This is a genomic window from Sulfitobacter sp. 1A12779, assembly GCF_043557315.1.
GTDB classification, from domain to species: Bacteria; Pseudomonadota; Alphaproteobacteria; order Rhodobacterales; family Rhodobacteraceae; genus Sulfitobacter; species Sulfitobacter faviae.
The window spans coordinates 20,579-34,051 of record NZ_JBIFFU010000024.1 but is presented as its reverse complement, the minus strand read 5'-3'; the positions used below and the strand labels follow the sequence as shown (position 1 = coordinate 34,051).

Annotated in this window: 13 protein-coding genes; 5 read left to right on the top strand and 8 right to left on the bottom strand. The window is 62.4% G+C overall.

Features of this window, described 5'->3' with window-relative positions:
* Positions 1-70: 70 nt before the first annotated feature.
* The gene (locus ACGYLQ_RS17915; protein WP_394444195.1) at positions 71-1,345 is read right to left on the bottom strand and encodes a TonB-dependent receptor domain-containing protein; all 1,275 of its coding nucleotides are present in this window, start codon (positions 1,343-1,345) and stop codon (positions 71-73) included.
* Positions 1,346-1,782: 437 nt separating this feature from the next.
* On the opposite strand from ACGYLQ_RS17915, the gene ACGYLQ_RS17910 reads away from it, so the two are divergent.
* The 4 genes from ACGYLQ_RS17910 (at position 1,783) to ACGYLQ_RS17895 (ending at position 5,704) form a co-directional block, all read left to right on the top strand.
* Positions 1,783-2,844, top strand: a complete 1,062-nt coding sequence (locus ACGYLQ_RS17910; RefSeq protein WP_136720422.1) for an extracellular solute-binding protein — start codon at positions 1,783-1,785, stop codon at positions 2,842-2,844.
* A gap of 61 nt (positions 2,845-2,905) precedes the next feature.
* Positions 2,906-3,991 (top strand): ABC transporter ATP-binding protein, encoded by a 1,086-nt coding sequence (locus tag ACGYLQ_RS17905; protein WP_394444194.1) that lies wholly within the window; start codon positions 2,906-2,908, stop codon positions 3,989-3,991.
* Entirely contained in the window at positions 3,991-4,848 is an 858-nt protein-coding gene (locus ACGYLQ_RS17900) for an ABC transporter permease (protein WP_209217402.1), read from the top strand. The genes ACGYLQ_RS17905 and ACGYLQ_RS17900 overlap by 1 nt, the downstream gene beginning before the upstream one ends.
* 4 nt (positions 4,849-4,852) lie before the next feature.
* A complete protein-coding gene (locus ACGYLQ_RS17895; RefSeq protein WP_394444192.1) occupies positions 4,853-5,704 on the top strand; it encodes an ABC transporter permease in 852 nt (283 codons plus the stop codon).
* Positions 5,705-5,745: 41 nt separating this feature from the next.
* Here ACGYLQ_RS17895 and ACGYLQ_RS17890 read toward each other — a convergent pair whose 3' ends face one another.
* The 5 genes from ACGYLQ_RS17890 to ACGYLQ_RS17870 form a co-directional block, all read right to left on the bottom strand.
* Entirely contained in the window at positions 5,746-6,312 is a 567-nt protein-coding gene (locus ACGYLQ_RS17890; protein ID WP_394444190.1) for a poly-gamma-glutamate hydrolase family protein, read from the bottom strand.
* 22 nt (positions 6,313-6,334) lie between these two features.
* Entirely contained in the window at positions 6,335-7,270 is a 936-nt protein-coding gene (locus ACGYLQ_RS17885; protein ID WP_394444188.1) for a class II glutamine amidotransferase, read from the bottom strand.
* Positions 7,271-7,434: 164 nt separating this feature from the next.
* The gene (locus tag ACGYLQ_RS17880) at positions 7,435-7,722 is read right to left on the bottom strand and encodes an SH3 domain-containing protein (RefSeq protein WP_209217398.1); all 288 of its coding nucleotides are present in this window, start codon (positions 7,720-7,722) and stop codon (positions 7,435-7,437) included.
* Between the two features lie 60 nt (positions 7,723-7,782).
* A complete protein-coding gene (locus tag ACGYLQ_RS17875) occupies positions 7,783-10,179 on the bottom strand; it encodes a PAS domain S-box protein (protein ID WP_394444187.1) in 2,397 nt (798 codons plus the stop codon).
* A gap of 209 nt (positions 10,180-10,388) precedes the next feature.
* Positions 10,389-11,537: an alpha-D-ribose 1-methylphosphonate 5-triphosphate diphosphatase gene (locus tag ACGYLQ_RS17870; RefSeq protein WP_394444185.1), complete on the bottom strand. Its 1,149-nt coding sequence runs from the start codon at positions 11,535-11,537 to the stop codon at positions 10,389-10,391.
* A gap of 47 nt (positions 11,538-11,584) precedes the next feature.
* Between ACGYLQ_RS17870 and ACGYLQ_RS17865 the strand changes: the two genes are divergently transcribed.
* Complete coding sequence (locus tag ACGYLQ_RS17865; RefSeq protein ID WP_394444184.1) at positions 11,585-12,262, top strand: DUF1045 domain-containing protein; 678 nt, start codon at positions 11,585-11,587, stop codon at positions 12,260-12,262.
* Here ACGYLQ_RS17865 and phnN read toward each other — a convergent pair.
* Complete coding sequence (gene phnN, locus ACGYLQ_RS17860) at positions 12,238-12,786, bottom strand: phosphonate metabolism protein/1,5-bisphosphokinase (PRPP-forming) PhnN (protein ID WP_394444182.1); 549 nt, start codon at positions 12,784-12,786, stop codon at positions 12,238-12,240. The two genes, ACGYLQ_RS17865 and phnN, sit on opposite strands and share 25 nt — an antisense overlap.
* A complete protein-coding gene (gene phnL, locus ACGYLQ_RS17855) occupies positions 12,783-13,466 on the bottom strand; it encodes a phosphonate C-P lyase system protein PhnL (protein ID WP_394444181.1) in 684 nt (227 codons plus the stop codon). Before phnL ends, phnN begins: the two co-directional genes overlap by 4 nt.
* Positions 13,467-13,473: the final 7 nt, after the last annotated feature.

Here is a 13,473-nt window from a genome sequence, read left to right as displayed (position 1 = left end):
GGAAGTGTGTTCACATGGGTCAATTCTCAGTGACAATTTATGGGGCTACCGGGTCAGTTCTCAGTGACAATCAACAGTCCGAGAGGTCATATTCGCCCGAGATATTGCCCGAGAGACCGGATTCAGACTGCGAGGAGCCATCGGTGCCCTCGAAATCCTGAAAGTCGGCCCGCGCGCCGAAGGACAGACGCGCATTGCTTGTGGGCTCCATCCGCGCTTGGGCGAACAGACCGATGTTGCTCAACTTCTCCGTCGCCGCCTCACGCGCGCCGGAGGAGAGGGCGAGATAGTCCAGATCGGCTTCGTCGGAGTAGAAGTCGAGACCTGCGTTCAACTCACCCCAGCTCAGTGCGAAACGGTTTGAGAATTCGCCGCTCAGGCTCACGGTCTCACCGCTGGTGATCGAATTGGTCGACAGCGCCGACTCGTCGTTGACCAGTTTGGTCCCGCTATAGGCCAGCCGTGCGGTGGGGTTCCACATCGCCGTGGGCGTGGTGTCGCTGTAGCTCAGGACGATATTGGTGCGCTCCAGATCATAGGGGCGGTCCGCAGGAAGCGGGCGGCCCCCGATGATGGCACCGAGGTTCGCCCGGTAGGGGCGGATTTCATCGTCGACCACCCGTTCGTACGACAGCTCGACCCGGTCGCCGCTCTGCGCCTCATAGGCCAGTTTGCCCAGCCCGCTAAGCAGGTCAGTGCCCGAACCGATGATCTCGTCGCCATTGCCATCTTCGCGCAGCCCGCCTTCGGCGACCTTTGCAAAGCCGAGGTATTCAAACCCGCCTTCGCGGCCATAGACCGACAGGCTGTTCGAGAAGATGTCGCCGTTGCTGTCGTATTCCAGCTTGTAGCGCCCGCCAAAGCTCTCGCCCGGGGCCAGCAGATCGCTCGCGTCCTTGGTCTCATAAGCCAGCGCGCCGCCCAAGGCGCCGGGGCCCGCATCGGCGGGGGCCACGCCGGGGTCGACGCGGGCGGCTTTCAGCAAGGCGGGGTCGATCAGCGTGGTGGTGTTGTGGTGGAACACCTTGTTGTTCTGCCGCGCGCCGTCGATGGAAATGGCGAGGTTGTTCTCCTCGATCCCATTGACATAGACCTTTTGCGACATGGGGATCGAACTACCTACCGCGATGGTCGGCTCGGCCACGAAAAGTTCGGACAGGTCCGCAGGATTGCTTAGCGCCAGCCCTTCGCTGGAGATGGAGATGTCATCGTCTTCCATCCCCGGAACGGCTGGCATCTCAAGAACGATCGTTCCCAGAAAGGCTTCGTCGTTAGCGCTCTGCGCTTGGCCAGCGGCGGGAATCATCCCCGCGGCAAGGCAGGCAAATGCATGTGTCGGCTTCATCAAATTTCCCCTTACTCAAACGGCCCGGACCCGGAAAAGCACCGCAGGGCGGCGTTGCGGCGATTTCTTATAGAAACTGTCAGGAATCTCAAGAGGCATGATTTTGGCGAGGGGCTGCCTGTGTCTTTTGGGTAAAGGAAGGGGGTGGCAGCACGGGTGCGGGGCCGTGGATCACCTTGGAAAAGGGGCGGCTCGGACCGCGAAGAGGTGCAATTCCCTTTGCCCCCCGAAAGCGCAGGCGGCCTCGTCAGCCCCCCGGCGCATGGCTGCTGCCGCCGAGAGCAACCCTGCCAAAACAAACGGCATTTTCCGCCACTGTCACAAATCTTTTGCACTCTCAGGCCACAAGGAGCCGCGATGCGCCGAAGTATAAATTGACCAACTGGTCTAACGCGCGCATTCTGCCGACAATGAGTACACTAGAAAGAGGATTTCCCATGACAAGAACCATTCTGCTGGCCGGCACCATGCTGGCGGGGCTCGCCTCCGTGGCCCAAGCCGACACGCTGCGCCTTTTGACATGGGGTGGCTACGCACCTGAGGACGTGGTCGCGAAATTCGAAGAAGAGACCGGCCATACCGTCGAAGTCACGAAATCCAACAACGAAGAGATGATCGCCAAGCTGCGCGCCACGGGCGGCGGTGGTTTCGACCTCGCCCAGCCTTCGCAAGACCGCATCATGGGGCCGCAGATGGAATTCGGCATCTACAAGCCGATTGATGTCTCCAAGCTGAACAAAGAGCTTTTCATCCCCTCCATGCTTGACGCGACCATGGCCAACACCACCGTGAACGGCGATGTCTATGGCGTGCCGCATGTCTGGGGCACCTCCGGTCTGGTGATGAACACCGCCGAAGCGGGTGACACCGTCAAGGATTACACCGACCTCTGCGCGCCCGAAGTGGCGGGCAAAGTGTCCTACCGCCTGAAGCGTCCGACGCTCATCGGTTTCGCCTTCGCCATGGGTGAAGACCCCTTTGCCGCTTACGATGACGAAGCGAAATATGCCGAGATCATGGGCAAGGTCGAAGAGAAGCTGATCGAATGTAAAGAGAACGTCAAAACCTACTGGGGCGGCGGCGATGAGCTGATGAACCTGCTGCGCTCGGGCGAAGTGACCGCCTCCATGGCATGGGATACCGGCGGCTGGAAGCTGAACGACGACAATGCCGACATTACCTTCGTGGCTCCGGCCTCGGGTGCGCTGGGCTGGATCGACACCTTCGTTCTGCCCGCCAAAGGGCAGGCCGACGATGTGGCCTATGAGTGGATCAACTTTGTCATGCAGCCGGAAATCGCGGCGATGATCACCGCAGCGGCGGGCAACTTCACCGCCTCCGCAGGCGCGGATGAGTTTGCCGAAGACAGCCTGAAAGCCAAGTATCAGAACAGCTTCCCGCAAGAAGCTGTCGACAATATCAAATGGTATCCGCCGGTGCCCGCCGGTCTGGAAACCATCGAAGGCGAAGTGCTGGACCGCGTCCAAGCTGCCAACTGATAACTGACCCTACGAGCGGCACCCTCATATTGGGGGTGTCGCATCTTTATACGGAATTCACATGACCCCAGATCTGGAATGCGTCGACCTCGTTAAGCGGTTCGGCGATACCACCGCTGTTAACAACGTCTCCTTCACGGTGCCGCCCGGCAGTTTCTTCTCCATCCTCGGGCCTTCGGGCTGCGGCAAAACAACAATCATGCGGATGATCGCGGGGTTTCTCGACCCCACCTCTGGTGACATTCGGATCAAGGGCGGCTCGGTGCTCGATACGCCGCCGAACAAGCGCCCGGTGAACATGGTGTTCCAGCATCTGGCGCTTTTCCCGATGATGACGATTGCCGAGAACATCGGCTACGGGCTGCGCCGTCGCGGCATGCCCAAGGCCGAGATCGCGCGCAAAGTTGATGAGGCGCTTGACCGGATCGGCCTGCCGGGCATCGGCGCGCGCAAGGCGGATGAGCTTTCGGGCGGGCAGAAGCAACGGGTCGCCATCGCGCGCTGCATGGTGCTGGAGCCTGACGTGCTGCTGCTGGATGAGCCGCTGGGCGCGCTGGACCTCAAGCTGCGCGAACATATGAAGGTTGAGCTGAAGGCCCTGCAAGCTGCATTTGACACGACATTCGTCTATATCACCCACGACCAATCCGAAGCGCTGGTGATGTCCGACCAGATCGCAGTGATGAGCAATGGCCAGTTCGAGCAGGTGGGCCGGGGGCAAGATCTCTACTACCGCCCCGAAACACCCTTCGTCGCCGGTTTCATCGGAGAGTCGAACCGCTGGAAAGGCCGGATCGAACGGGTGGAGGGCGACACCCTGCAATTGCGCACCGACAGCGGCCTTGCCATGCGCGCCACGGGCGCGGGCCTTGTCCAAGGGGCAAAGGCAGAGATTTTCGTGCGGCCCGAATCCATTCGGCTGGCTGCCAGTGCCGATGCGCTTTCGGGCTTCGACAATCAGCTAAAGGGCACTGTCACCAGCCTGTTGTTCAACGGCGCGGCTTCGCGTGTGTTGGTGCAGGATGACGTGGGTGAAACGCTTGAAGTCACGCTGCCGCAATCGGGGGAGTTCTCAAGCCTGAAACGCGGCGACGTGGTGCATATCGGCTGGGGCGCGGGGCAGGCGACCTGCTTTGGGGTCGCGTGATGCGCAGCCAATCCCGACTGACATTCTACCTGCTGCTGACACCCTTGGTGCTGTGGCTGGGGCTTTTGATCATCATCCCGCATATCGACATGCTGCTGATCTCTCTGCGCGAACGGATCAGCTTTGGCGTCTATGAAACCAGTCTGGCGCAATATGAAAAGGCGCTGACCGAACCGCTGTATTTGCGCACCTTCTGGCGCACGGCGGTGATGTCAGTGCTGGCCACCGCGCTGACGCTGCTGATCGCCTTTCCGGTGGCCTATTACATCGCCAAAATGGCGAAGGGGCGCTTGCAGCAGGTGTTGTTCCTGCTCTGCCTGATCCCGTTTTACGTCTCCGAACTGGTGCGCACCTTTGGCTGGATGATCCTGCTGCGCGAGACGGGTCTCGTCTCGAACCTGTTGCAATGGGTGGGGTTGGCGGACCGTCCGGTAGAGCTGCTTTACACCGATGCCACGATGATGGTCGGGCTGGTCTATACCTCCATGCTCTTCATGGTGGTGCCGCTTGTCACCACGCTGGAAAGCCTCGACGACAGCGTGATCGAGGCGGGTTATGATTTGGGCGGCAGCGGGCTTTCCGTCCTGCGTGAGATCATCATCCCCCATGCGATGCCCGGTATCGTGTCGGGCTGTATCGTGGTCTTCATGCTGAGCTTGGGCAACTACCTGACGCCGACGATGCTGGGCGGCAAGGATAGCCTGTGGTTCACCGAAATGATCTATAACCAGTTCATCGTGCGCTCCAATTGGGAGCTGGGCGCCGCCTTTGGCTTTATGCTTTTGGTGCTGTCTTCGGTGATCGTCTGGGGGATGCTCTGGCTAACGGGCCGGACCCTCAAGGAAACGATGGGGTGATCCAATGATCCCGACAATCCCGCAATCGCGCAGCTTTCGCATTGTCTATGGTGGCTATGTGGCGCTGTTCTTTCTCTATCTGGCCCTGCCGCTGACCGTGGTGGCGGTCTTCGCCTTCAACGACAGCCAGTTCCCCTCTCTCCCGTGGGAGGGGTTCACATGGAATTGGTTCTTTGGCGCGGAGCGTCCGCAGATCGGCGTCTTTCACGAACGCGGCATTCTGCGCGCGGTCGGCACCTCGGCCTTTGTGGCGCTTTGCGTGGCGGTGCTTTCCGTCTGCGTGGGCACGACCAACGCCTTTTTGTTCAACCGCTATGAGTTCCGTGGCAAGGGGTTCCTCTATGTGCTGATGCTGCTGCCGCTGGTGATCCCCGGCATCGTCTTGGGCATCTCGGTGCTGGTGTTCTCTTCGACGCTGGCCAATGGTGTTTGGGACTTGGCGCAGATCGACATACAGGCGTTGCGCCCCGGTCTGCTGTTGGTGATCCTTGGGCAGTTCAGCTTTATCACCACCATCGCCACGCTCGTCATCTCGGCCCGGTTGCAGAAATTCGATCGGACCTTGGAGGAGGCGGCGCTGAACCTTGGCGCGGACCGTCTGACAGCGGTGCGCACGATCACGCTGCCCTTCCTTGCGCCTGCAATGGTCGGGGCCGTGGTGGTGGCGTTTTTGATGAGCTTTGAGAACTTTAACACCACGCTGATGCTCGTGGGCTCCGACGCGCCGCTGACCATCGCCATGTTCGACCGGCTGAAAGAGGGGTCGACCCCGCTGCTGAACGCCGTGTCGCTGCTCTTGATGCTGGGCTCGTCGCTTTTGGCGCTGCTGGTGATCCTGTTTCAGAAAAAGGGCTAAGCCCCCTCGGCAGGCCCGCCAGCCGGGCCTGCTACATCCGGCTAAAGCGCGACACGCACCGCCCGGCTGAACCTTTCAAGCAAATCCGCATCCTTTGCCAGATGGCGCCTCAGCGACCGGGGCAGTTCAAGCTGCACGCCCGCGCCCTTGCGGGTGCGGTTGCAGATATTCGTCTCATGCAGGCCGGGCAGGGTGGTGTTTACCTTGGCCCCGAAGCCCGCCGCGCGCAGGGCGGAGCCGATGGCACCGCGCATCGCCTTGTCCCGCCCGCCGAGCCATACGGTTTCTGTGCCATCGTCTTTGCGGCCATGCACGGCGACGGCCCCCTCGGCGCTGCCGACAAGCGCCAGCGCCTGCGGCTCATCGAAACGGTGCGAGGTGATGTGAAAATCCCCATGCGGCCCCGGCTTGAGCGCCTCGAAAAGGTAGAGCGACAGGTCGCGCCCCGCGATGGCCTCGGCGATCAGGCCCGTCTTGGGTTCGATCGTGCCGCCATGCGGGGCCAGAATGACGACCGCGCTGCCGCGGTCCTCGGCCCGGATGCGGTAATCGACGCCCGCGGCCATCTCGGCGGAGAGGTCGGCGAAGTTTTGGAAACGATCGGTCATGGACTGCTCCTATGGCTGAAAGTTACACGTCGAGCTTGCGGACCGTTTTGCGGATCCGCCCGTCCTTCCGCTCCAGAAACACGATCTCGCCGAATTCGATCTTCAGCCATTCCTCCGCGTTTTCGGTCAGCGGTTCCGACGCGAGGATGGCCGAGGTCGCCTCCCCTTCGGGGCAGGCGTCGATGTCATAGGTGTTGGCGTAATCCTGAAAATTCGCCCCGGTGAGCAGGTAGATCGGCTCAAGCAGCATCGACAGGGGCAGGTCCTCGTCCCTCAGCTTTTGCCAATCGCCTGTGACATCCGTCTCGCCCTCATGGCCGCAGCCAAAGTTCACGCCGATGATCCGCTCCCGGCTAACCAACGCGATCTTGAGTTTGGTGAGCGCGGCGAGGTCGAGGTCGCGGGCAGCCTTGCAGATCACCTGCAACAGCTTTTCAAACCCGCGCTGCACGTCTTCGTCGCTGTCGCCCTCCAGCAGGGACAGCAGCAGCACATAAAGGAATTCCGTATCCGTCGTGCCGCGCATCTGGGTGAGGTAGCGATCCTTGCAATGGGGCAGGAGTTCACGCTGCAACTGCCGCCAATGGGGCAGGGCGCCGTTCTGGGCGATGATCCACGGCGTATGATCGAAGGAGAACGGGTGGCAGTTCTCATCGGCCTGCACCACGCTGGCGTCATAAGAAGCCGCGCGGATATGCGACAGCAGCGTGTCCGCCTGTAGGCTAGGGATCACCGATTTGGCGTTGTCGTCGTGAAAGGCGGCCTTGGGCCGGTGGTAGCGCAGCGGCGCTTCGGGATGCAGCAGATGGTCGCTCCAGGCGGCGAAACCCCATCCGGCCAGTTGCAGGCTCGGGTGCAGTTCCGGGTCGAGGCTTTGGTTCAGCAGGCTGTTCTCAGGCGCAAGGAGCAGCGACTCGATTGGCAGTTCAGGTCCGATATAGGCGAGGAAGCGGCACATGGTTTTCCTTACTCTTGAGATATTTCAGCGACTTCGAAAAAGGGTGTGAAGGGCTGAGATAGAGCAGGGCGCGCGAAAATCGACTTGGGACGCGGCAGCGCGGTCAGGGCGATGCGCCCGTCGGCTGGGGGCGGCCCTGCAAACGGGCCACCCGAGGTCATAAATCAGATGTCAGAGATATAATCCGCCGAGACATAGCCCTGCACCTCAGGCGCATCGGCGAGTGAGACGCGGCACCACAATTGTCCGATCTCGGTCACACAATCGCGGCGGTTCAGGACGGTTCCGTCGGGCAGCCCCATGATGATCCCGAAATCCAAGCCCGGCCCGGACCGCAGTTTCAAAAGCTCATCCGGACCGGTGCGGTGCACCATGACGCGGTCACTGGCCACGCCCGCGCAACCGGCGATGAACATAGCGGTGGAAACGGCTGCGAATGTAATGCTGCGCATGATCTGCCTCTCTTTTGTTTTCTTTCTCATAGATCGAAAACCGGGCTGATCCTAGCCGCCTTATTCCGCCGCCAGCTTGCACTGCTCCAACGCCCGTTTCAACGAGTGTTCGTCATAGGGTTTCATCAAGCTGACATAGCGCGCCGCCTCTGCATCGCCTTCGGCATATTCCCGCGGATCGGCGCCTGAGGCGATGATCACGGCGATCTCGGGGCGCAGCTGCGTCACATGCTGCACCAGTTCCATGCCAGAGCCATCGGGCAGGCCAAGGTCGGTGAACATGACATCAAACCGCTCTGCCTGAAGGCTGCGTTCCGCGGCGGCGACGCTGTCGGCCTCGGTCACGGCATAGCCCAGATCAGAGAGCATATCCGACGTGGCCATGCAGATCAGCGCATCGTCTTCGACCAACAGCACCTTCGGCGCGTCATCGGCGCTCGGCGCGGTCTCCGCCGCTGGCGCGGCGGTCTCGGCATTGGTTTGGCGCGAGAGGATTTCATGGATTTTCAGCGCCAGCCGTTCGCGGGTGTAGGGTTTGCTCAGCAGGTCGACCCCTTCGTCGAGCCGTCCGGAATGAACGATGGCGTTCTGCGTATAGCCCGAGGTGAAGAGCACGCCGACATTCGGCAGATGCGCCTTGGCCTCGCGGGCAAGCTCGGGGCTGCGGATTTTGCCGGGCATGACCACATCGGTGAACAGCAGGTTGATCTGCACCCCGCTTTTGATGATCGCCAGCGCACTGTCCGCATTCTCGGCGGTAAGCACGCCATAGCCAAGATCGCGCAGCTGATCGACGGCAGTCTCGCGCACGGCGGCATCGTCTTCGACCACAAGGATCACCTCGCCGCGGCCGGTGGGCGTGTCGGTGGTGGCGGGCAGCGGGGCGCTTTCCTCCTTGCGCTGTGTGCGTGGCAGGTAGACCCGTACGGTCGTGCCTTGCTTCTCTTCGCTGTAGAGCTTGATGTGCCCGCCGGATTGTTTGACGAAACCGTAGACCATGCTGAGGCCCAGCCCTGTGCCCTCTCCGGTCTCCTTGGTGGTGAAGAAGGGGTCAAAGACCTTCTCCATGATGTCGGGCGGGATGCCCGTGCCGGTGTCGGTGATCGCCAGCATGACATATTGGCCCGGCGCCACGTTCGGATGGTTCTGCGTATAGGCATCATCCAGCGCGGCATTGCCCACTTCGATCGTCAGCTTGCCGTGATGGGCCATTGCATCGCGCGCGTTAATGGCGAGGTTCAGGATCACGTTCTCCAACTGCGCCGGATCGACAAGACAGTTCCACAGGCCCCCCGAGATCACCGTCTCGACCTCGATCCCCTCGCCAAGCGTGCGGCGCAGCATGTCGTCCATGCCCCGCACCAATCGGCCAAGGTTCTGCGGTTTCGGCTCCAAGGGCTGCTGCCGCCCAAAGGCCAGCAATTGCGCGGTGAGCTTGGCCCCGCGCGACACGCCTGCCATGGCATTGTCGACGAACCGCCGCTTGGCGTCGCCCTCGGGCAATTCTTTCGACAGAAGTTGCAGGTTGCTGCCCACCACTTGCAGCAGGTTGTTGAAGTCATGCGCGATGCCGCCGGTCAACTGCCCCACGGCTTCCATCTTTTGTGCCTGCACCAATTGCGCCTCAAGCCGGTCCCGCTCGGCCATGGCCTCTTCGATCTTGGTTTTCAGCGCGTTGTTGAACTCGATCTCGGCATTGCGGGCGCGCAGTTCTTCGCGCAGGTCGCGCACCTCGATCACCGTGCCCACGGTCTTGCCGGTCTCGTCCTTCATCGGGGAGGCGGTGAAGCCCACGGGGTAGAAGCTGCCGTCCTTATGGACAAAGGTCTCTTCCCCTTGGGTCTGGTGGTTCTCGGGAAAGGCGCGGTCGATGGCGCAGTCTTCGATGGGGAAATGCCGCCCGTCGGGATGGGTGTGGTGGATCACATCATGCAACGGTCGGCCTGCGGTTTCCTCGAAGCGATAGCCGGTCAGCTCTTCGGCGGCGCGGTGCATGAAAACGCATTGCTGCTTGTCGTCCATCATGAAGATGGCCATCGTCGTATTGCTCAGGATGGCGTCCAGTCGGGCCGAGACCTTGGTCAGCGCCGCGTTGGCCTCTTTTTGTTTCGTAATGTCCTGAATGGCCGCGTAGAGGACCGTGTTATTCTCGGTCACGATCAATTGCAGATGGGTCAGCACGTTATAGCGCGACCCGTCCTTGCGTTGGTGGATCGTCTCATATTCCAACGTCGTCTTCTCACCGCTCAGCAGCGGTTGGACGAGTTCCAAAAACGCCTCGCGCGATAGTTCGGGCTTGATGTCCCAAGCCGCCATGCCGCGCAGCTCATCCATCGAATAGCCAAGGTTCTCCCGCGCGCCGCGATTGGCGAGGGTGAAGGTGAAATCTTCGACTGAAAACAGGTAAACTTCGCTGGCCGCATCTTCGACGATCTGGCCAAGGCGATCACTCGCCAATCTGAATGCTTCTCGCACCATTTTCCTCAAGCTTGTCGGCCATGATGTCCGGCTAAATTATTCTGCAAGATGCAGGTTTGTTTAACCTAGCCTTATGGAGGGACAAGACGAGGGCAAAAAGCCACATTCGCACAAGGGGCGGGTTTTTGCGCAGATAGGTGGGAGGGGCATCCGCCGGGGCCGGCGGATGCGCAGGGGGCAGGGCGCGGTCACGCCACGCGGTTGCCCATGGCATAGACCGAAGCCAGGATCGGCGCGTCTTTCATGATGTCAAAGAGGATCAGATCGGCCCGCGCGCCCAGAGCGATCTCGCCCCGGTCGGTCAGCCCCACATGATGCGCGGGCGTTCGGGTCACGGTGGCGAGCCCGCGTGCCATGTCGCCCCATAGGTTGCCCAGTTGCACCGCGCCCAGCAGAAGGGCTGCGGGCACATAGTCGGACGACAGGATGTCGAGCAGGTCCAGTTCCGCCAGTTCCTTGGCCGCGACATTGCCCGAATGCGAGCCGCCGCGCACGAGGTTCGGCGCGCCCATGATCGTGGCGATGTCTTGGGCATGGCACGCCTCTGCCGCTTCGCGGGTGGTGGGGAATTCGGCCAGCCGCACGCCATGGGCATGGCTGGTCGCGACCTGTTCGGCGGTGGTGTCATCATGGCTGGCCAGCGCCGCGCCATAGCGCGCCGCCGCTGCCACCGCGGCCGCTTCATGTTTCGCCCCAAGCCGGTCCTGCAACCCATGCAGAAAGGTGACGTAATCGCCGAAATCCTCACGCGGCAGGCCGTTCTTGCCGCAGACGTAGTCCTCGAATTTTTGCACGTCGCGGAATTGCCGCTGGCCGGGGGTGTGATCCATCAGGCTGACGATGCCGACCTTGTCGTCGGGGCCAAACTCGGCCAGTTCCTCTTCCAGCGTTTCGGAACAGATCTCGGCGCGCAGGTGGATATGGTGGCTGATCGCCAGCGCCCCGCTGTCGCGCATCATCAAGATCTCATCGGCCATGTCGCGGGCGTATTTTCCGTAACGTTTGCGCCCTTCGTCCGAGAGGATCGACCCCACCCGGATCGCGTCGAAGACGGTGGTGATCCCGGTGCCCGCCAGTTCGCGGTCATGGGCGATGATTGCGGCACGGTGCGGCCAGTCGACCTTGGGCCGCGGCTTCATGTGGCGCTCTAGGTTGTCGGTATGCAGTTCCACCAGCCCGGGGGCGACGTAGCGGCCCTCGCAATCGACCGCTCCTTTGGGCAGGGCGGTGCCTTCGGCGATATCGGCGATCACCCCGTCGCGGAGCACCACGCTGCCGGGGATCACCGCATCGGGCAGGATGATTTTGGCATTGGCGAGAATGGTTTCTTTTGTCATGTGAAGGTCACGCTTGTTGCGCATCTATGGATGCAGGGAGAAGATGAATGAAGTTCGACCGCTACGCGATCTATTACACGCCCAAGGGCGCATTGGCCGAGGCTGGGGCCGCTTGGCTGGGGTGGGATTTGGCGCGCGGGCGTGCCGTGGCGCATCCTGAGGTCGCGGGGCTGGACGTGGCCGCCCTGACCGAAACGCCGCGCAAATACGGGCTGCATGCGACGATCAAACCGCCGTTCGTGCTGGCCGAAGGCGCATCGGCTGACGGGTTGCTGGCCGAGTTCGAGACGCTTTGCACGCGGCTTGCGCCCGTCACGCTGGATGGGCTGGCGCTCACCCCGCTGGGCCGGTTTCTGGCGCTGACGCCCGCGGGGGACACCGCCGCGCTCAACGCCATGGCCGCCGAGGTGGTGCGCGGCCTCGATACTTTCCGCGCGCCGCCGAACGAAGCCGAACTGGCCCGCAGACGTCAAGCCAATCTGACCCCGGTGCAAGAGGCCAACCTCAGCCAATGGGGCTACCCTTATGTGATGGAGGCGTTCCGCTTTCACATCACCCTGACAGGCAAACTGCCCAAGGGCGATCTGCCGCAGGTCACCGCCGCGCTCGCCCCCTATATCACGCCGCATCTGCCGCAGCCCTTCGTGCTGGCCAGCCTGACGCTGGTGGGGCAGGCCGAAGACGGTATGTTCCATGAGGTTCACCGCGCGGCCCTTTCGGGATAAAACGCTGCCAGCGCCTGTGCCACGGTCTGCTTCAGCGGGCCGGAGTTGTCGATCTCGATGGCGGCGATATGGTCGGGCAAGGCCCGTTCGGCGCGGGCCAGCCGGGCGGTGATTTCCGCTTCGCTTTCGCGCCCACGGCCCCGCAGCCGCGCGGCCAGCACTTCGGGCGCGGCGGTGAGCGACAGCACCTCGAACCGCTCAAACCTGAGCTTCGCTTCGGTCAGCACCGCGCGCGAAAGGTTGGCCAGCACGTCGCGCCCCTCGGCCAGCGCCATATCGACCGCGATGGGGATGCCGTAGCGCAGCCCATGCGCGGCCCAGCTGAGGGCAAAGGCGCCCTCCGCCTCCAGCCGCAGGAACGTGTCCTCGTCGATCCCGTCGAAGTCTTCGCCGCCCGCTTCGCTGGGCCGGGTGATGGCGCGGCGGGCGAGGAAGAGGTCGGGCTGGGCCTCGGCCAGCGCTTCCATAACGCTGTCCTTGCCCACGCCCGACGGCCCCACAACCGCGATAAAACGCCCGCTCATGCGGCCAGCCCGGGGGTGAAGCGGGTCACGTCCACTTCGCGGTCGCAGATTTGGTCGCGGGCGGCTTCGTCGTGGAAGATGCCCAAGATCGCCGTGCCGCGGGCCTTGGCCTCTTCGATCAGCGCCAGCACCGTGGCGCGGTTGGTGGCGTCAAGGCTCGCCGTCGGCTCGTCCAGCAGCAGCACGGGGTAGGGATGCGCAAAGCCGCGCGCGATGTTCACCCGTTGCTGCTCTCCGCCGGAAAAGGTCGTGGGGCTAAGCTGCCAGAGACGTTCGGGGATGTTGAGCTGTGCCAGCAATTCTCCGGCGCGCGCCCGTGCCTCGGCCTCGCTGCTGCCCACCGCGCGCAGCGGCTCGGCCACGACATCCAGCGTTGCCACCCGTGGCACGACGCGTAGGAACTGGCTGACATAGCCCAGCACATGACGGCGCAGCTCCAGTATCTCACGCGGGGCGGCTTGGGCGACATCCAGATCGCCCACCATGATCCGGCCCGAGGCGGTCAGGTAGTTGCCATAGATCATCCGCATCAGCGTCGATTTCCCGGCGCCCGAAGCGCCGGTCAGCGCCACGCATTCGCCCTGCGCCACGGTCAATTCACCGCCGCGCATCACCGGGATCACCGCAGCGCCCTGATTGTGCAGGGTGAAGGATTTGCTTACATTTTCCACGCGTATCATGGTTTAG

What these genes read in the sequence shown, in the direction of transcription:
- ACGYLQ_RS17915 (WP_394444195.1), bottom strand. Translation starts at nt 1,345, where the DNA reads ATGAAGCCGACACATGCATTTGCCTGCCTTGCCGCGGGGATGATTCCC.
- ACGYLQ_RS17910 (WP_136720422.1), top strand. Translation starts at nt 1,783, where the DNA reads ATGACAAGAACCATTCTGCTGGCCGGCACCATGCTGGCGGGGCTCGCC.
- ACGYLQ_RS17905 (WP_394444194.1), top strand. Translation starts at nt 2,906, where the DNA reads ATGACCCCAGATCTGGAATGCGTCGACCTCGTTAAGCGGTTCGGCGAT.
- ACGYLQ_RS17900 (WP_209217402.1), top strand. Translation starts at nt 3,991, where the DNA reads ATGCGCAGCCAATCCCGACTGACATTCTACCTGCTGCTGACACCCTTG.
- ACGYLQ_RS17895 (WP_394444192.1), top strand. Translation starts at nt 4,853, where the DNA reads ATGATCCCGACAATCCCGCAATCGCGCAGCTTTCGCATTGTCTATGGT.
- ACGYLQ_RS17890 (WP_394444190.1), bottom strand. Translation starts at nt 6,312, where the DNA reads ATGACCGATCGTTTCCAAAACTTCGCCGACCTCTCCGCCGAGATGGCC.
- ACGYLQ_RS17885 (WP_394444188.1), bottom strand. Translation starts at nt 7,270, where the DNA reads ATGTGCCGCTTCCTCGCCTATATCGGACCTGAACTGCCAATCGAGTCG.
- ACGYLQ_RS17880 (WP_209217398.1), bottom strand. Translation starts at nt 7,722, where the DNA reads ATGCGCAGCATTACATTCGCAGCCGTTTCCACCGCTATGTTCATCGCC.
- ACGYLQ_RS17870 (WP_394444185.1), bottom strand. Translation starts at nt 11,537, where the DNA reads ATGACAAAAGAAACCATTCTCGCCAATGCCAAAATCATCCTGCCCGAT.
- ACGYLQ_RS17865 (WP_394444184.1), top strand. Translation starts at nt 11,585, where the DNA reads ATGAAGTTCGACCGCTACGCGATCTATTACACGCCCAAGGGCGCATTG.
- phnN (WP_394444182.1), bottom strand. Translation starts at nt 12,786, where the DNA reads ATGAGCGGGCGTTTTATCGCGGTTGTGGGGCCGTCGGGCGTGGGCAAG.
- phnL (WP_394444181.1), bottom strand. Translation starts at nt 13,466, where the DNA reads ATGATACGCGTGGAAAATGTAAGCAAATCCTTCACCCTGCACAATCAG.